A 16,039-nucleotide genomic window follows, 5' to 3' on the forward strand; every position below is an offset into this window, starting at 1 on the left:
CTCAATAGGGCAGGGGAAAGCGCCCGGTCAGGTCGGACACGCCTTCGTGGATGGACTTGAGCGTGCGCGCGTTCATGGTGCCGCTGCGTATGCCGCCCAGCGTGGCAAGAATCATGTCGCCGATCTCGCGGAACTCGTCGGCGCCCATGCCGCGCGTGGTGCAGGCCGCGCTGCCCACGCGGATGCCCGAGGTCACCAGTGGCCGCGCGCCATCGCCGGGCACGGCGTTCTTGTTGACCGTGATGCCGATCTGCTCCAGCGCCGTTTCGGCGGCCTTGCCCGTCAGCTCCCAGGGGCGCAGGTCGATCACGCCCAGATGGCAGTCCGTGCCTGCGGACACCACGGACAGTCCGCCCTGCGAAAGCCGGTCGCACAGCACGCGGGCGTTGTCCACCACGGCCCGCGCATAGGTGCGAAAGGCGGGCTTGAGCGCCTCGCCCAGCGCCACCGCCTTGGCCGCCACCACATGCATCAGCGGCCCGGACTGCAGGCCCGGAAATACGGCGGCGTCTATGCGCCTGGCGATCTCGGCGTCGGCCGAGAGGATCATGCCGCCGCGCGGCCCGCGCAGCGTCTTGTGCGTGGTGGTCGTGGTCACATGGGCGTGCTCCACGGGCGAGGGGAACACGCCCGCGGCCACCAGCCCCGCCACGTGCGCGATGTCGGCCATGAAGATGGCGCCCACCCGGTCGGCAATGCGCCGGAACTCGGCCCAGTCCATCTGCCGTGAATAGGCCGAGCCACCGGCAATGATGAGCCTGGGCCGCTCCTTCAGCGCAATGCGCCGCACCTGGTCCATGTCGATGCGCTGGGAGCGGGCGTCCACCTCGTAGCTGATGGACTGGAACCACTTGCCCGACACGCTCACGCGGGAGCCGTGCGTCAGGTGGCCGCCCGAGCGCAGGTCCAGCCCCATGATCTTGTCGCCGGGCTCCAGGAACGCCAGGTACACGCCCTGGTTGGCCTGGCTGCCCGAGTGCGGCTGCACGTTGGCGTGCGCGCAGCCGAACAGCGCCTTGGCACGCGCAATGGCCAGGTTCTCCACGGCATCGGCATTGGCGCAGCCGCCGTAGTAGCGCACGCCCGGGTAGCCCTCTGCGTATTTGTTGGTCAGCACCGAGCCCTGCGCCTCCATCACCGCGCGGCTCACGAAGTTTTCAGAGGCAATCAATTCAATCGAGCGCGACTGGCGAATCCGCTCGGCCGCGATGGCATCCCAGGCCTCGCTGTCTGCCTGTTGAAGATCCAGTGAATTGATTTTGGGGAGCGATAAATCGTCCATGTCGCATTGGCTGTCTGGGAGGCGCTGAAGCACGGGAATCGGCAGCGCCCGGGTTATGGAGTAATTTGGAAACCAGGGCGCATCGGTAATGGGCAGTCTACAAAGTGCAGCCGCCTTGATTCCGACCATGTTTCAGCGGGTGAGCAGACCAATTAAGGTGGCATGCCAATGTAAACCGTTGAGAAAAAGCGGTCTGGTTCATTGACGAAAATAGGTCTGTTTGAATCCATGCTCTCTCCATAGAATTCGCCGCCAGACGTTGAAAGTCATGAGATCCAATACCGCCACGAATCATCCGCAATCTGCAGTCGGGGAGATTGATTCAAGGTGGAATATGACAGAGTGAAGAAATCCATGACAACGTATCTGCCATCTGCAGCGTCATTTGCAGTGCCATTTGCGGCGCCATTGGTGATTGCGGCGGATGGAGAAAGCGGGGGGAGGGAATAGGCGATTTGACTCAGATCAATCAAGTTCAATCACACGGAGTTGAAAAATGAATCTCGATATCTCTCGGACAGATGACGCCGTGCGCGATGCGCTCAAAAAGCTGTCCCTGCTCTGGAAGTCAAGAGCGGCCGTGAATCAGGACCTGCCTGATTACTGTGGCTTGGCGTTCGACCCCGCCCGGCAGGACTTCACCGCCTCGCTGCTGCCGTTTCGCGATCACCAGGCATGGGTGGAGGCACCCCAGCACCTGCGCGACCAATGCCTGTCCTACGCCTGGGGCATCTACAACCTCAAGACCATCTACATCGAGTGCAACGTGGTCACGCCGGCCTGCGAGGACATCATCAAGACCCCGCCGCCCAGCGCCAACCGGGCGCTGCTGCAGGACGTCATGTCCCAGGCCCTGCTGGACGAGGCCCTGCACACCCGCATGTCCATCATGGCCTGCAACTACATCTACGAGATGCGCGGCCTGGCGCCGCTGGACTACGCGGACTTCAACCTCGTCGGCTGGCGCAACGGCGTGCTGGCGCAGTGCGGCGCGGAATGGGAGCGCCGCCTGGCCCGCTTCGCCATTGCCTGCGCCAGCGAGACCCTGATCACCGACTACCTCAAGACCATGGCCGAGGACCGCTCCATCCAGCCCATCTGCCACGAGGTCACGCGCACCCACGCCGTGGACGAATGGAGCCATTCCAGCGTCTTCAGCTCGGTGGCCACCGACATCGTCCAGGGCCTGAGCAACCGCGAGCGCAGCTACCTGCGCTCCATCATCCTCAAGACCGTGCAGATGTTCGCCAACAACGAGCTGGGCGCCTGGTCCACCGTCTTCACCATGGTCGGCATGCCGCATGCGCGCGACATCCTGCACGACGTGGGCGACAGCAACGAGATCGGCGTCTACACCGACTCGGTGCAAAGCCTGATCGACCGCATCGGCCTGGCGGGCCGCAACCTGGGCGGCAGCGTGGCGCTGGTGTCCTCGGTCCTCGAGGAGATGCAGGCATGAGCGCCGCCCTCCAGGCAGGCGGCACGCTGGCGCGCTGCGCCGCGGCACGGGCAGAGGCGGGCGGCGTCATGGTCTACACCCTGCGCGTGCAGGGCGCCTCGGCGCAGTTCCTCGGCGGCCTGCGGCCCGGCCGGCATGTGGCCATCGAGCATGCCGACGCCAGTGGCGCCGTGCAGCAGCGGCTGTACTCCATCACCCGCTACGAGCCCTGCAGCGAGCACGACGGCGCCGGCCAGTTCGACATTGCCGTCAAAAGCTCGGGCCGGGGCAGCGTCTCCGACCACATGCATGCAGTGCTGCGCGCAGGCTCCACGCTGCCGCTCGGCCACGTGGCCGGTGACATCACGGCCGACCTGGTGCTGGGCCTGGACTCCCTGGTCATGCTGGCCGGCGGCATCGGCCTGACCCTGCCGCTGGCGCTGCTGCGCGAACTGGATCGGCTGCAGCAGCAGGGCCAGCGCGTGCCCCGCACCACGCTGCTGCTGTGCTTTGCGCGCATGGCCGACATTCCGTTCCTGCAGGAGCTGCAGCAGCTGTGCGAAACGGCCCCCTGGTTCGACCTGCGTATCCACATCACGCGTGAAGACATTGCCGCCCACGGGCCCTTCGTGCCGGGCCGCCCCTCGCAGCAGTCCCTGCTGGCGCTGGGCCAGCCCCAGGCGGTGGTCATCTGCGGTGGCCACGCCTTTGCGCAGACCTTCCGCGAGCATGCGCGGGCCTGCTTTCCCGGTGCCATACAGCACATCGAGGCCTTCACGCCGCCAGCCGCATCCACCGCCCAGCCAGGCGAGACCGCGCAGGCATGCCAGCTGCAGATCGCGCACAGCGGGCAGATTGTCCAAGCCGCGTCCGGCAAAAGCCTGCTGGAAATCCTGGAGGGCGTGGGCATTGCCATCCGCAGCCAGTGCCGGGCCGGCATCTGCGGCAGCTGCCGCATCCGCATCACGGGAGGCAGTTCACGGCTGGAGGCGGACTTTTGCCTCAGCGACAGGGAAAAGGAAGCCGGCTATGCCTTGGCCTGCTGCACCTTCCCCTCGGCAGGCCATATCCACGTCGATCTCAAGCCCGGCGCCTGACGGGCTCCGCACGTTCCAAGCCACCCTCCTGTATCCACCTGAGTTCCTCCCATGAAAAAAGCCATCGCGCTGCGCCACATCCACTTCGAAGACCTGGGCACCCTGCATGCCGAGTTCGCCAGCCGCGGCTACGAAGTGCAGTACGTCGATCCCAGCATCGGCGAGCTTGACACCCTGGACCTGGGCCGTGCCGACCTGCTCGTCGTGCTGGGCGGCCCCATAGGTGCCTATGACGAGGCGCTTTATCCCTTCGTCGCCCAGGAGCTGGCGGCCGTGCGCCGCTGGTTGGACAGCGGCAAGCCGCTGCTGGGCATCTGCCTGGGCGCCCAGCTCATTGCGCGCGCGCTGGGCGCCAGGGTCTATCCGCTGGGCGTCAAGGAAATCGGCTTTTCGCCGCTCACGCTTACCGATGCGGGCCTGGCCTCGCCCCTCGCCAAACTGGACGGCGTGCCCGTGCTCCATTGGCATGGCGACCAGTTCGATATTCCCGAAGGCGCCGTGCACCTGGCTGGCACCGCCATCGGCGCCAACCAGGCCTTTGCCGTGGGCCCGCAGGTGCTGGGCCTGCAATTCCATCTGGAGGCCGACGCGGCCCGGCTGGAGCGCTGGCTGGTCGGCCATGCCTGTGAGCTCGGCATGGCCAAGGTGGACCCGCGCACCCTGCGCGCCGATGCCCAGAAATACGGCGGCCTGCTGACCTTGGCCGCGCGCGATGTGCTGGCCACCTGGCTGGCCAACCTGGAGCGCAGCCGCTGAACCTGCGGCGCCGCCCATTCACCCATTTCCCCCCACGCCGGAGCCGCGCTGCGCGGCGCCGGAATCTCTGTTCCCGAAAAAAGGAGAGTTGAAGATGGTTGTCGTACTGTTCGAACTGCAGGCCTTGCCCGGCCAGAACCAGACCTATGTGGACCTGGTCAACAAGCTCACCCCCATGCTCAAGCCCATGGAAGGATTCATCTCCGTGGAGTGCTTCCAGAGCACGCTCAACCCCGAGAAAGTCATGTCCGTCACCACCTGGCGCGACGAGGAAGCCGTCGTCCAGTGGCGCAACGTGGAAGCCCACCTCAGCGCCCAGCGCGCCGGCCGCGACAAGATCTTCAAGGACTACCGCGTGCGCGTCACCCAGGTACTGCGCGACTATGGCCTGAACGACCGCGCGCAGGCGCCTGCGGACAGCATCATGGGCAAGGCAGGCAGCTGCCCCGTCAGCCACGCCTGAGGGCTGGCGGTGCCGCAAAGGCCCGGCTGATCCCCCTGCCGGAGCGCGATGCACGCCCTCGAAAGATGCCGGCAGTGACTACGCTGCCGGCGCCAGGCCGGAAAAAAAGCCCACTGAATGCTCAGAGGGCTTTTTTTCGGAAGGCACAGATTCCTTCGCATCGGAACTCCACCGCACCGCACAGCATCCTGCGTGCCGCCGTGTGCAGCGCTTTCAGTTGCGAGCTGCCGCTGCCGCCATTTCGGCGAGAAACGGACCTTGGGCCGCTTCGGGTTTGCTTTCGATGAGGAAGTCTTCGCGATCCTGATCCTTGATCCAGTTCGGAGGCTTGCCTCGACCTGTCCACGTCGCTCCCGTGGCCGGATCGCGATACTTCGCCGGCGCACTGGTTTTTTCAGGGATGTAGGGGAACACTTGCTGCTGGGTGAACCCGAAATCGGTCACCAGCTTCTGGACCTTGGACAGGGCAGCGTCGGCCGCCGAGGTGCGGGCCTTGGCAATTTCCATGTCCAGCGCGGCCTTGGCCGCAAGGAGTTCTTTGAGGGACTGTGTCATTGGTGTCGTGAAATTTTGAAGCCAGATTATGGGGCTGATCCGGCAGCCGCGTGGTGTCCGGATCATGCAGGCCGATGAAAGGAAGGCCGCCCGCCTGAACCTGCTGCCGAGCCGGGTGACCACAGGCCCGGGCAGGAAAGCCGGTCTTGCCCTCATCCGTGATCGCGCGCACTACCCCGCACGGCCGCAGCGATCACGTCAGGCGGAACGTCCCGCGTCACCACACGGCCCGATCCGATGATGAATTCTTTTGATGTCAGGGCACATCATGAGAAATGGCGGGATTGTAGGATTTCTTGAAATCTTCTTCGGACTCTACGTTCCTCCAAAGGCATGATTACATCCAGATCATCTTCCTCTTCGCCTTTTTTGAGACGATCAATGCCCCAATCCACGTAGCTGGTCCAGGACGACGCCCCTCAGCGCAACAGAAAACTTAGCTTCTGTAAGGCTTTAAATCCATTCATGAGTCAATCTATTTTGAATATGGAGTGACTTTGAATTCGATTGCAATTGCGCGGCCGCTGTCCAACTTCACATCGGATCACTCGTCATCGGGTGAGTCGGGTTGGAGGTTGGTAGTTAGAGGCGACTGATTTATGTATTTTGATTCCGCAGATTTTGACGTGTGAACCATGTGAGGTGCTTGCAAAATCGAAGCAGAAACCCAAGCGATGCCATCAGTATTGCTGCCATAAATACAGGCAGGGCCATGAGACTGAGTCCACTGTGCCCGCTGCCATCTTCAAAAAATAGCTTTAGCGCAAGTAGAAAAAGGGTGCCTGCGATCCAAAAGAGCAAGCAGTAGAAAAACCGCAGGATCTTAAGCCTTTTCATGTATTCCCCTTGCTCGTCTGCTTGTGGCTGGCAACGGCATTGTGGTCAGAGGCCAGAAAAGCGGCTCCGTGCATCGCCCCGTTGCGGTTCATCCCGAACCGGCGACTGCCTAACGCGACCTTCCAATAGTTCTCCCGGGCTTCGGCCTCCGACTTTTCTATGCCAAGAGGCAGCGCCTCCAGCAAGGTGAACCGGAATTCGCTGTCACAACCCGGTGCTTCATGCAGTCGCCGGCTCAACTCCAGGTTGTCGCCATGCCCGGTGTTGGCATAGTCGCGCCAACGCTGCCAAACGCCACAAGCGCCGCTGGCAGAGCCGACATATTGGTGGCCTGTGAATTCATCCGTTATCAGATAGATGCCGCAGACATTGCCAAGTGCCTGCTGCCAAGCCACATCCTGCATTGCAAGCCTCAGTTCCGCCATGATCAGGCTGGTGCTGCTCAGGGCCCTGAAGGGCACCGGAGGCACGGGGGATAGCGCAATGGGATAGTTGTTTTCCTGGCGAAGGACCCGGCGCCAACTCACGGCGGGCTCGCCCCAACGGATCTCCAGTTTGAGCCGCAGATCCGACATCACATCGATTTCGTCCAGCTCGTGATACCAGTGGCCTGCTCGCTCGTCATGCAGATCGAAACTTCCCTGCAAGCGTCCTGCATCAATGGCTTGCATTGCAGGCATGACCTCCTTCACCCGCCAGATACCGAGCAGCAACGCATGGCCTGGCCGGTGCCCAAAGAAGCCAATCACCAACGAGCCGACTGGATGCTTGTGGTCTTGCCGAGACTGATAGAGCGTCAAAGCACGTGTCCCCACATAGCGTTGTACCGGATAGTCTCCTGCCGTGTGGCGCATGAGCGTGACCTGTTGGGCGGCGGGGTCAAGCGAATGAAAAGCAAGCAGTTGGTAAAGCTGAGTGGCTGGGAGGTTCATGGGTGGAATTGATCTGCAGCGATGCCGAGCAAAATAGCACGGCTGGCCTCTCAGGGCGAAGCCATGTGGACGGGCTTAAGCACGTTCTTTGGGCTGTGGCGGAAAGCGAGGACCTTTGGAAGTTGGTGGGCACGGTATTTGCAGGCGTTGCCACTGAAAGCTGCGGGTGGCGCGCAGTGCGGAGGGTCGCATTCATAGCTTCACATCTGGCGCGATGGGATCGCCGTTGGGCGCAAGAGCTTATCGTGTCGCGAAGGCCAATTCGGTTCCGGCTTGCCGCAGAAAAATGATCAACGCAGAGCCGCGTGCCTGATCAAAGACCGATACATGCTTGGCTCACAAAGCGCGTCCTGTTCTTCTCCGTGATCGCGCGCGCTGCTCGGCATGGATACCCCGTGTTGCATCGGCCTGGCGAAGCAGTCCTAAGCTTCCAAGTTGCGAACGAATTCGCTCCCCACTTCGACTCCTAGAAGAGAGTCCACGGCCGCCACCCGCTTCAGCGCTTCGTCGGCGCTGAAGCCATTTCCCTCCAGCACGGCCAATGCATCGTTGTGCAGGGCATAGGCCAGGTGCGCTGCGATCCGTACCCTCGGATCCGCATCCACGTTGCTTCCCAGATATCCGCTCAGGAGAAGACGGATCTCGTATACGGCTTTCGCCAGGATTTTTGACTCATTGGTGTGCATGGGATGGTCCTGCCATGAATACTGGCGACTGTGTGCCGGAACCATGAATGTACGTACTGGGGCCATCTACGGCCCGGCGTGATGGCGGGCATCAAGGCAAATCTCGCCATACTTTGCGACACAATCCGCCTCTTGAATACCTCTGAAGGAGATGGCCTGTGCCAGTGCCCCGCCATTGGATCGAATTCGTTGAGGACTGGCGTTCCGAACCCATGGCCTACTGGGTGCATGCCGAGCAAGAGGTTGGGCTCTGGTGCCGCGCCAGCCGTTACCTGCCCTCGGCACCTGCTCACATTCCCCACAAGGGCTTTGCCGTTCTCTGTGTGGAGTTCGGGGCGCATGTACTGCGTTTTTCCTCTGCGGCTCAGCTCGATGAGTGCATTCGTGTACTTTCCATGAAACCCTTGCCCACATCGCGCCAGTTGTCCAACCTGCGCGTCACGTCGCTGGGGCCAAACGGGCATTGGTTGAGCCGGCTGCCGGTGGCGATCAAATCCGGAAAGGCAAGAGGGCGGGTGGTGATGGGGCTTGAACAGACGCGGGCAGCGATAGTAGGCAAGTCCGATGGGTGGACGTGCCAGAACTCGGCTGAGCGGACCAATGCCCTGGCGAGCTGACAGCATCATTACAAGTGGCACAGACTGCACCGCAGTAGCGGCCAAGTCGCTCCGTGTCTAGGATCAAATCTCCAAACAATCGCTTGACGGTTCACAGCTAGTCCGGCCGAGTGGCGAAAGCTCGGCACTCCCATCACCAACACCCAGGAGCTTCAATGATCATCACCACCACCCCCCAGATCGAAGGCCGCCGAATCACACGCTACTGCGGCGTGGTCGCGGGCGAGGCAATTTTGGGCGCCAATGTGTTCAAGGATTTGTTTGCCGGGCTGCGCGACATCGTGGGCGGGCGGTCAGCCACCTATGAGCGCGAGTTGCAGCGGGCGCGCGAGATTGCGCTCAAGGAGCTGGAGGAACGCGCCCAGGAATTGGGCGCGAATGCCGTGGTGGGGGTGGACCTGGATTACGAAGTGCTGGGCCAGGGCAACGGCATGTTGATGGTGTCTGCCAGCGGCACGGCCGTGGTGCTGGAGTAGGCAGGGCCATCAGCCAAGCAGACCAAGCAGGTCAATCAGGCAAGGGAAGTCAACGCGGCGCTGCGCCCCGCATCTCAATGCATCGGGCCAGCGCCCGCGCTGCCTCGCCCAGGCGCGGGCCGGGTCGGGAGACCACGTCCGTCTCGACCAGGTCCAGCGCGCAGATGCGGCCGGAGCGCACGGCGGGCATGTGGCTCCAGCCGGGGCGGGTGGCAAAGCTGGCCGATGGCGTCTGCGGCGTGTGGATGATGAGTTCTGGCTGCTGGCGCAGCACGTATTCGGGCGTGATTCGCGGAAAGGGTCCCAGGTTGGGCGGCAGCACGTTGCGCGCGCCCAGGCGCTGCAGCAGCTGGCCTATGAAGGAGTCCGGCCCCGCCGCATAAGGCGTGGCGTCCACTTCGAAATACACCTTCTGCCCGGCGGGCGCGTGCGCAGCCAGCGCCTTGGCCTGCTGGTCCACCTCGGCCTGCATGCGCGCCAGCAGGGCGTTGGCGCGCTGCACCTGCAGCAGCTGGTCGAGCTTGTGCAGCACCTGCTCCAGCTGCGCCATGTCGTTGGCGTCCAGTGCCAGCACGGGAATGCCGAAGCGCTCCAGCTGTGCGATGACGGGTGCGGAATACGCCATCAGCACCACGTCGGGCCTGAGCCGCACGGTGGCCTCGACCAGCGGGGCAAAGGTGTGGCCCAGCTTGGGCAGGGCGGCCACACGCGCCGGGTGGTTGGAGAACTCGTCCACGCCCACGATGCGCTCGCAGGCGTCCAGCGCGCACAGCGATTCGGTCAGCGAGGGCAGCAGCGAGACGATGCGCTGCGGCACCCGCTCCAGGCGCACCTGACGGCCGCGCATGTCGGTGACGGTGTAGGCGGTGGTTGCCCCGCCCGTTCCCGCATCCGCCGCCTTTTGCGCAAAGGCGTTGCCCGTGCCGCCTACGCAGGCCAGGGCGGCGGTCAGCAGCAGGATGCGGGGCAGGCGCAGAAGCAGGTGCAGAAGCAGATGCATGGGGTCAGGGCAGAGGTGTCCAGCGCACGCTGACGAACACGGTGCGGCCTGCGTTGGCATAGCCGCGCGTGGGGGCGTAGTCGCGGTCGGCGATGTTGTTGACGCGGGCCAACAGCGTCCATTGCCTGGTCAGCTGGCGCTGGGCGTAGAGGTTGACCACGCCGTATCCGCCCAGCTTGAAGGTGTTCGCCTCGTCGGCGTAACGGCCGCTGTACAGCTGCGCTTCGCCGCCCAGCGTCCAGCCGGCCGCCAGGGTGTCGGCGTTGAGCTTGAGCATGCGCTTGGAGCGGTAGGGCAGCAGCTTGCCGGTCTCCAGGTTCTCGGGGTTCATGAAGTCCAGCGAGGCGCCCAGGTTGGCGCTGCCCAGGCGCGTGCTGCCCGCCAGCGTCAGGCCGGTGATCTCCACGCTCTGCCAGTTGCGGTAGCAGTTGCAGGGAAGGGCGCTGTTCCAGTCGTAGGTGATGAGGTTCTTGAACTTGTTGCGGTAGACCACGGCCGAGAGGCGGTTGGCACCGGCCGCATAGTGCAGGCCCGTTTCCACGTTGGTGCTGCTTTCGGGCTTGAGGTCGGCCGCCGCCTGGCCCGTGAAGCGCTCGTACAGCGTGGGGGTTCTGAAGGCCGTGCCGGCCGATGCCACCCAGCGCCAGCGCTCGTCGATCTGCAGGCCGTAGCCCAGGCCGCCCGTGGTCTTGTTCTGCTGGTCGCGCACCTGGTCGTGGCGCAGGTTGGCGTCGAACTGGTGGCGGCCCTCCGTCAGGCGCCAGCCGGCCGACAGGGAGTTCTGCACGCGCCGGCTGTCGGTGTTCTGCGTCCAGGCGTATTGCGTGTCCAGCTTGTCCTCGCGGCGCTCCAGGTCGATGTTGAAACGGTGCTGGCCCAGCGTGAACAGGTTCTGCAGCAGGTAGTTGGTGGAGCGGCCCTTGGCGCTTTCGGGCGACTGGGTGTGGCGGTCGCTTTGGCTGTCGGTATGGGAGACCTGGACCACGCTTTTGTAGATGGCGTTCCAGCCGGCCTGCCAGCGCAGGCTGCCGGTGGTGTTCTTGACCACGTCGTAGTCGTCGAAAGGCGGCGGGCTCTGGTCGTAGTGGGTGCGCAGGCGGCTGTGCAGCAGGCTGGCATCGATCTGGTGGATGCCCGTTTTGTAGCCCGCGTTCAGGCCCAGCGAGGTGTTGCTGTAGCCATCCTTGTCCGGGTTGGGCGAGAAGGTGTTGCCGGGGTAGACGTCGAAGCCGTCGCTGCGCTCGTCCGCCAGGTTCAGCCCATAGGTGAAGCCGTTGGCCCCGCCTTGAAATCCCGTGGCCAGCTTGCTGGTGCCCTGGTTGCCTATGCCGGCCTCGGCATAGGCGCGGGTCTGGCCGTCCGCCCGCTTGGTGAAGATCTGGATCACGCCGCCCATGGCGTCTGAGCCATAGATGGCGGCGGCCGGGCCGCGCAGCACCTCGATGCGGTCAATCTGCGCCAGCGGCAGGGTGGACCAGACCGCGCCGCCCTGCAGCTCCTGCGAGCTGTAGCGCACGCCGTCAATGAACACGGCAGTGTGCTGGTTGCTGGTGCCGCGCAGGTAGACCGAGGTGACCTGGCCCGGCCCGCCATTGCGGTTGATCTGCACGCCCGGCACCTGCACCAGCAGGTCGGCCACGCCCGTGGCGCCGCTGCGGGCAATGGTCTCGGCGTCGATCACGGTCATGTCGGCCGTGACGGTGCGCAGGGACTGTTCGCTGCGCGAGGCGGCGACGACCACCGTATCGAGCTGGGAGGTCTGTGCGCGCTGCGCCTGTTGTGCCTGTTGTACCTGTTGTACCTGTGCTTGGGCCTGGCAGGCCAGCAGCGAGGCCGCAGCCAGGGCGGACAACGTGCGCAGTACGGGAAACGCCGAGGGCGAGCGAAGAGCGGCGCCAGGGGCGCGCGCGAGGGCGAGGGTGTGCATGGATGCGAGCCAGTTGCGCGCCAGCGACCCCGCCGGCACGGAAACCACAAAGACCGGCTGCGCTGCATGCGCGGCCGGCCGCCTGTTGGCCGGTATCCAGACTGGTGACGCACTCGCCAAGGCCTTCCCGGGCTGTACGCCCAGTGGCACGGGTTTGGCGGGGGCCGGTGCAATGCACGCGGCGTTTCACTCACTGTTGCGGGGGCAGTACATGCGGGCGGCTTTATCTGGCCGCCCCATGTTTCCCGTTTAACCGCAGCCCCTGGGGCTGCTGGCACCAACGGCGGCGATTGTACGGCGGGGCGTTCAGTACCGATGTAAAGCTTGCTTGACATACCCGCGGGTGGCATCGCACAATGTCAAGCATCCTTTACACATTGCGAGAGACTTCCATGAATCAAACAACGGTCACCAACCGCCGCTACCACAAGGAACTTGGATTTGCGCTGCTGCTCTACATGGCGCTGCTTGTGGGGGCGCTTTTGCTCAGCGCCGACATGCAGGCCGGAGCCCTGCGCACGGCCCTGCTGCTGAGCCCCATGCTGGCGTTTGCGCTGGCCGTGCGGGCCATCGTGCGCCTGGTGCGCGATACCGACGAGTTCCTGCGCAAGTCCATGCTGGAGCAGCTGGCGATTGCGGCGGCGGGCACGGCCGGCATCACCTTCACCTACGGATTCCTGGAAATGGCAGGTTTTCCCAAGCTCAGCATGTTCATGGTGTGGCCCTTGATGGGTGCGCTCTGGGTGGCGGCTTCGGTGGCCCACTGGCTGCGCAGCCGATGAGCTGTTCCGCCAAAGTGCCCCTCCCATGAAAAACACCATCCGTGAACTGCGCGCCCAGCGCGGCTGGAGCCAGGCTGCGCTGGCGGACCTGCTGGGCGTGTCGCGCCAGACCGTGAACGCGATCGAGACAGGCCGCTACGACCCCAGCCTGCCGCTGGCATTCGCCATTGCCCGGGTGTTCGAGACCCGGATCGAGGCGATCTTCCAGGAGGGTTGAGCGCAGCGCTCAGGCCACGATCATGACCAGCAGCACCAGGCCCAGCAGGGCCAGGTAGGCCTTGGCATGCAGGGCATCGGGAATGCGGCCGATCAGCGGTGCCGCCAGCCTGATGCCCGTCCACGATCCGGCCGTCAGCAGCGCAAAGGCCTGCAGGTCCACATAGCCCACATGCCAGGGGCCCAGCCCCGCGCCCTGCGATGCCAGCATGTAGGCAGCGGTGCCCGCCACGGCCATGGGCAGGGACAGCGGGCTGGCCATGGCCGTGGCGGCCGCCATGCTGGCGCCGCGTCGGCGCATCAGCGGCACGGTCATCACGCTTCCGCCCACGCCCAGGAAGGCCGCGATCGCACCAATGGCCAGGCCCGCCGTGGCCGCCGCCCGCCGGCCCATGGGCTGCATGCCAGCGGCGGTGCCGTGCACGAAGCCCGGGCGCAGCAGCGCGTCGGCGATGGTCAGGGCCAGGTAGGCGATGAAGGCCCAGCGAACCCATTCCCCGCTGATCCAGGTGGCGGCCGCCGCGCCCGCCACGGCGCCGGCCGCGATGAAGCCGGCCAGCGGTCGCACCTGATCCCAGGGCAGGGCGCCCGCGCGGTGCTGGCGCAGCGTGGCCATGGAGGCGCCGAAAATCATCACGCAGGTGGAGGTGGCCACGGCAATGTGCATGGCAGCCTGGCCAACGGCGGAGTCCGCGCCGTGGATGGAGGTCAGCAGCGCATAAAGCAGCGGAACGGCCACGAAGCCGCCGCCAAAGCCGAAGAGCACGGTGGTCACGCCGGCAAGCACACCGAAAGCCAGCAGCAGGAGAGGGAACACAGACAGTCCTTTGGAAAAAACGAGCAAGGACTGAACCTTAGGATGCCGCGGTTTGGCCTGCTTTCGCGGATAGGTCAATAATCCTCGAATTCCTGCCAAAGCCTGTTGGCTGTTTTCCGGACATTCCCATGCTCAACATCCCGCTGCATTCCGTGGACGCCGTGGCGCGCGATGTGCTGGCCATCGGCACCGATTACACGCCTGGCACGCTGCTGCCCACGCACAGCCACCGGCGTGCCCAGTTTCTCTACGGGATGAGCGGGCTGATGGAAGTGGAAACCGACGACGGCGCCTGGACCATCCCGCCCTACAGCGGCGTGTGGATTCCGGCCAGCAAGCCGCACAGCGTGCGCATGCAGGGCGTGAGCACGCGCAGCCTGTACATCGAACCGGCTGCTGCGCCCCGCCCGGGTGTGCATTGCGAGGCCCTGGTCGTCACCCCGCTGCTGCACCAGCTGCTGCTGTCCTGCGCCGACCTGCCGGCGCTGTACGACGAAGCAGGCCGCGACGGCGCCCTGGTCACGCTGGTGCTGCATGAGCTGGCCTCGGCCCGCAGCCTGCCGCTGTTCGCGCCCATTCCCCGCGACGAAAAGCTGGCCGCTCTGTGCAAGCAGTTCCTGGCCCAGCCCAGCATCCGCGCCACGCCGCAGGACTGGGCGCAAGCGCTGAACAAGAGCCTGCGCACCTTCAGCCGGTTTTTCCAGCAGCACACAGGCATGGCCTTTGGCGCCTGGCGCCAGCAGGCCTGCCTGCTGGCGGCGGTGTCCCGGCTGTCTGCGGGCGCATCGGTCACGCAGGTGGCGCTGGATTTGGGCTATGACAGCCCCAGCGCGTTTTCCACCATGTTCCGCAAGGCGCTGGGCCGGGTGCCTTCGGAGCTGGTGAGCCGGGTCTAGGCGGGAGCGCTGGCCTGGGCAGCCGTTTCCCGCGTCATGGCCCAGAACACCAGTGCCGCCAGGCTGAACGCCGCCCCCGCCACGCAGACCCCGTGCCAGCCAAACCGCGCGTAGGCATTGGTGGAAATCAGCGCCCCAAGCCCGCTGCCCACGGCATAGAACAGCATGTACAGGCCCACCAGCCGGCTGTGGGCCTGCGGGTTGCTGCGAAAGATCAGGCTCTGGTTGGTCACATGCAGGGCCTGGCCGCCCAGGTCCAGCAGCACGATGCCGGCGACCAGCGCCCACAGCGACTGCTCCAGCAGCGCAATCGGCGCCCAGGCCAGCAGCAGGATCACCAGCGCGCCCAGGCTGGTGCGCTGCGCGAAACCCTGGTCGGCCCAGTGCCCGGCACGGGCCGCGGCCAGTGCGCCCACCACGCCGGCCAGGCCAAAGGCGCCGATGGCCGTGAGCGACAGGCTGTAGGGCGGTGCGCTCAGCGGCAGGACCAGGGCGCTCCAGAAGATGTTGAAGGTGGCAAACATCAGCAGGGCCAGCATGCCGCGTGTGCGCAGCATGCGGTCCTGGCGCAGCAGCTGGAGCATGGAGGCGAGCAGCTGCGTGTAGCTGGGTGCATGCAAGGGCACCGCCAGCCGGGGCAGTTGCCGCCACAGGGGCCAGGCCAGGGCCAGCATCAGCAGGGCCGAGCAGGCATAGACGCCACGCCAGCCAGCCAGGTCACCCACGGCGCCGGCAAACACGCGCGCCAAAAGCAGGCCGATGAAAACCCCGCCCTGGGCTGCGCCCACCACGCGCCCGCGCTCATGCGCCTGGCTGGCGCTGGCCGCATAGGCGATCAGCCCCTGCGTCATGGCCGTGCCCAGCAGGCCCACGGCCAGCATGCCCGCCAGCAGCAGAACGGCCGAACGCGCGGTGCTGACGGCCGCCAGGGCCAGCACCAGGCCCAGCAACTGCAAAAGCATGAGCCGCCGCCGCTCCAGCCGGTCGCCCAGCGGCACCAGAAGCAGCAGTGCCAGCGCGCAGCCGGCCTGCGTGGCGGTGACCACGCCGCCCACGGCCGCATGGCTGATGCCGAAGTCGGCCGCCAGCGCCTCCAGCAGCGGCTGGGCGTAGTAGACATTGGCCACGCTCAGGCCGCTGGCAGCGGCGAACAGCAGCACCAGGCTGCGCGGCATGCGGACCGTGTCCGAGGCTGGGAAGGCGTTCATGGGGTGAATTCAGTTGCAAAACAAAACTGGTTGGATGCTAGTTGAACCAGTTTT

Annotated in this window: 17 protein-coding genes and 1 riboswitch; of the genes, 9 read left to right on the top strand and 8 right to left on the bottom strand. The window is 65.1% G+C overall.

Annotated features, from left to right (window positions below; genetic code table 11):
- Position 1: 1 nt before the first annotated feature.
- Positions 2–1,282, bottom strand: a complete 1,281-nt coding sequence (locus BO996_RS17160) for a serine hydroxymethyltransferase (protein WP_170962038.1) — start codon at positions 1,280–1,282, stop codon at positions 2–4.
- A gap of 496 nt (positions 1,283–1,778) precedes the next feature.
- Between BO996_RS17160 and BO996_RS17165 the strand changes: the two genes are divergently transcribed.
- From BO996_RS17165 to BO996_RS17180, 4 genes are all read left to right on the top strand, one after another.
- Positions 1,779–2,741 carry an AurF N-oxygenase family protein gene (locus tag BO996_RS17165; protein WP_012205541.1) on the top strand — a complete coding sequence of 321 codons (963 nt, stop codon included), beginning with the start codon at positions 1,779–1,781 and terminating at the stop codon, positions 2,739–2,741.
- Positions 2,738–3,817: a 2Fe-2S iron-sulfur cluster-binding protein gene (locus tag BO996_RS17170; RefSeq protein ID WP_071955844.1), complete on the top strand. Its 1,080-nt coding sequence runs from the start codon at positions 2,738–2,740 to the stop codon at positions 3,815–3,817. Before BO996_RS17165 ends, BO996_RS17170 begins: the two co-directional genes overlap by 4 nt.
- Before the next feature lie 51 nt (positions 3,818–3,868).
- Positions 3,869–4,573, top strand: coding sequence for a glutamine amidotransferase (locus BO996_RS17175; protein ID WP_071955846.1), 705 nt, complete (start codon positions 3,869–3,871; stop codon positions 4,571–4,573).
- Positions 4,574–4,667: 94 nt separating this feature from the next.
- A complete protein-coding gene (locus BO996_RS17180; protein WP_012205544.1) occupies positions 4,668–5,036 on the top strand; it encodes an antibiotic biosynthesis monooxygenase family protein in 369 nt (122 codons plus the stop codon).
- A 213-nt stretch (positions 5,037–5,249) separates the two neighbouring features.
- On the opposite strand, the gene BO996_RS17185 is transcribed toward BO996_RS17180, so the two are convergent.
- The 3 genes from BO996_RS17185 to BO996_RS17195 all read right to left on the bottom strand — a co-directional run bounded on the left by BO996_RS17185 (position 5,250) and on the right by BO996_RS17195 (position 8,046).
- Positions 5,250–5,591: an H-NS histone family protein gene (locus BO996_RS17185; RefSeq protein WP_013802462.1), complete on the bottom strand. Its 342-nt coding sequence runs from the start codon at positions 5,589–5,591 to the stop codon at positions 5,250–5,252.
- Positions 5,592–6,424: 833 nt separating this feature from the next.
- Positions 6,425–7,360 (bottom strand): GIY-YIG nuclease family protein, encoded by a 936-nt coding sequence (locus tag BO996_RS17190; protein ID WP_071955848.1) that lies wholly within the window; start codon positions 7,358–7,360, stop codon positions 6,425–6,427.
- Positions 7,361–7,782: 422 nt separating this feature from the next.
- Entirely contained in the window at positions 7,783–8,046 is a 264-nt protein-coding gene (locus BO996_RS17195) for a hypothetical protein (RefSeq protein WP_071955850.1), read from the bottom strand.
- A gap of 212 nt (positions 8,047–8,258) precedes the next feature.
- On the opposite strand from BO996_RS17195, the gene BO996_RS29185 reads away from it, so the two are divergent.
- Both BO996_RS29185 and BO996_RS17200 read left to right on the top strand, forming a co-directional pair.
- A complete protein-coding gene (locus tag BO996_RS29185; RefSeq protein ID WP_139093391.1) occupies positions 8,259–8,663 on the top strand; it encodes a hypothetical protein in 405 nt (134 codons plus the stop codon).
- A 155-nt stretch (positions 8,664–8,818) separates the two neighbouring features.
- Positions 8,819–9,139: a heavy metal-binding domain-containing protein gene (locus tag BO996_RS17200; RefSeq protein ID WP_012205554.1), complete on the top strand. Its 321-nt coding sequence runs from the start codon at positions 8,819–8,821 to the stop codon at positions 9,137–9,139.
- 49 nt (positions 9,140–9,188) lie between these two features.
- Here BO996_RS17200 and BO996_RS17205 read toward each other — a convergent pair whose 3' ends face one another.
- Positions 9,189–10,139 (bottom strand): ABC transporter substrate-binding protein, encoded by a 951-nt coding sequence (locus BO996_RS17205; RefSeq protein WP_071955852.1) that lies wholly within the window; start codon positions 10,137–10,139, stop codon positions 9,189–9,191.
- Positions 10,140–10,143: 4 nt separating this feature from the next.
- On the bottom strand, positions 10,144–12,066 hold the full coding sequence (locus BO996_RS17210; protein ID WP_071957140.1) for a TonB-dependent receptor domain-containing protein: 1,923 nt from the start codon (positions 12,064–12,066) through the stop codon (positions 10,144–10,146).
- A gap of 70 nt (positions 12,067–12,136) precedes the next feature.
- Positions 12,137–12,362, bottom strand: a riboswitch (cobalamin riboswitch).
- 96 nt (positions 12,363–12,458) lie between these two features.
- On the opposite strand from BO996_RS17210, the gene BO996_RS17215 reads away from it, so the two are divergent.
- The gene (locus BO996_RS17215) at positions 12,459–12,848 is read left to right on the top strand and encodes a hypothetical protein (RefSeq protein WP_071955854.1); all 390 of its coding nucleotides are present in this window, start codon (positions 12,459–12,461) and stop codon (positions 12,846–12,848) included.
- A 25-nt stretch (positions 12,849–12,873) separates the two neighbouring features.
- Positions 12,874–13,065, top strand: coding sequence for a helix-turn-helix transcriptional regulator (locus BO996_RS17220; RefSeq protein ID WP_012205558.1), 192 nt, complete (start codon positions 12,874–12,876; stop codon positions 13,063–13,065).
- A 9-nt stretch (positions 13,066–13,074) separates the two neighbouring features.
- On the opposite strand, the gene BO996_RS17225 is transcribed toward BO996_RS17220, so the two are convergent.
- Positions 13,075–13,881 (bottom strand): sulfite exporter TauE/SafE family protein, encoded by an 807-nt coding sequence (locus BO996_RS17225; protein WP_043781948.1) that lies wholly within the window; start codon positions 13,879–13,881, stop codon positions 13,075–13,077.
- Positions 13,882–14,009: 128 nt separating this feature from the next.
- Here BO996_RS17225 and BO996_RS17230 point away from each other — a divergent pair, with 128 nt between their 5' ends.
- A complete protein-coding gene (locus tag BO996_RS17230; protein WP_013802455.1) occupies positions 14,010–14,777 on the top strand; it encodes an AraC family transcriptional regulator in 768 nt (255 codons plus the stop codon).
- Here BO996_RS17230 and BO996_RS17235 read toward each other — a convergent pair.
- Positions 14,774–15,985: an MFS transporter gene (locus tag BO996_RS17235; protein WP_071955856.1), complete on the bottom strand. Its 1,212-nt coding sequence runs from the start codon at positions 15,983–15,985 to the stop codon at positions 14,774–14,776. The two genes, BO996_RS17230 and BO996_RS17235, sit on opposite strands and share 4 nt — an antisense overlap.
- Positions 15,986–16,039: the final 54 nt, after the last annotated feature.

The organism is Delftia sp. HK171 (assembly GCF_001886655.1).
Lineage (GTDB): Bacteria > Pseudomonadota > Gammaproteobacteria > Burkholderiales > Burkholderiaceae_C > Comamonas > Comamonas acidovorans.

Coding starts and splice junctions, on each gene's coding strand:
- BO996_RS17180 (WP_012205544.1), top strand. CDS start 4,668: ATGGTTGTCGTACTGTTCGAACTGCAGGCCTTGCCCGGCCAGAACCAG.
- BO996_RS17185 (WP_013802462.1), bottom strand. CDS start 5,591: ATGACACAGTCCCTCAAAGAACTCCTTGCGGCCAAGGCCGCGCTGGAC.
- BO996_RS17230 (WP_013802455.1), top strand. CDS start 14,010: ATGCTCAACATCCCGCTGCATTCCGTGGACGCCGTGGCGCGCGATGTG.
- BO996_RS17200 (WP_012205554.1), top strand. CDS start 8,819: ATGATCATCACCACCACCCCCCAGATCGAAGGCCGCCGAATCACACGC.
- BO996_RS17170 (WP_071955844.1), top strand. CDS start 2,738: ATGAGCGCCGCCCTCCAGGCAGGCGGCACGCTGGCGCGCTGCGCCGCG.
- BO996_RS17210 (WP_071957140.1), bottom strand. CDS start 12,066: ATGCACACCCTCGCCCTCGCGCGCGCCCCTGGCGCCGCTCTTCGCTCG.
- BO996_RS17235 (WP_071955856.1), bottom strand. CDS start 15,985: ATGAACGCCTTCCCAGCCTCGGACACGGTCCGCATGCCGCGCAGCCTG.
- BO996_RS17165 (WP_012205541.1), top strand. CDS start 1,779: ATGAATCTCGATATCTCTCGGACAGATGACGCCGTGCGCGATGCGCTC.
- BO996_RS17190 (WP_071955848.1), bottom strand. CDS start 7,360: ATGAACCTCCCAGCCACTCAGCTTTACCAACTGCTTGCTTTTCATTCG.
- BO996_RS17215 (WP_071955854.1), top strand. CDS start 12,459: ATGAATCAAACAACGGTCACCAACCGCCGCTACCACAAGGAACTTGGA.
- BO996_RS17220 (WP_012205558.1), top strand. CDS start 12,874: ATGAAAAACACCATCCGTGAACTGCGCGCCCAGCGCGGCTGGAGCCAG.
- BO996_RS17195 (WP_071955850.1), bottom strand. CDS start 8,046: ATGCACACCAATGAGTCAAAAATCCTGGCGAAAGCCGTATACGAGATC.
- BO996_RS17175 (WP_071955846.1), top strand. CDS start 3,869: ATGAAAAAAGCCATCGCGCTGCGCCACATCCACTTCGAAGACCTGGGC.
- BO996_RS17205 (WP_071955852.1), bottom strand. CDS start 10,139: ATGCATCTGCTTCTGCACCTGCTTCTGCGCCTGCCCCGCATCCTGCTG.
- BO996_RS17160 (WP_170962038.1), bottom strand. CDS start 1,282: ATGGACGATTTATCGCTCCCCAAAATCAATTCACTGGATCTTCAACAG.
- BO996_RS29185 (WP_139093391.1), top strand. CDS start 8,259: ATGGCCTACTGGGTGCATGCCGAGCAAGAGGTTGGGCTCTGGTGCCGC.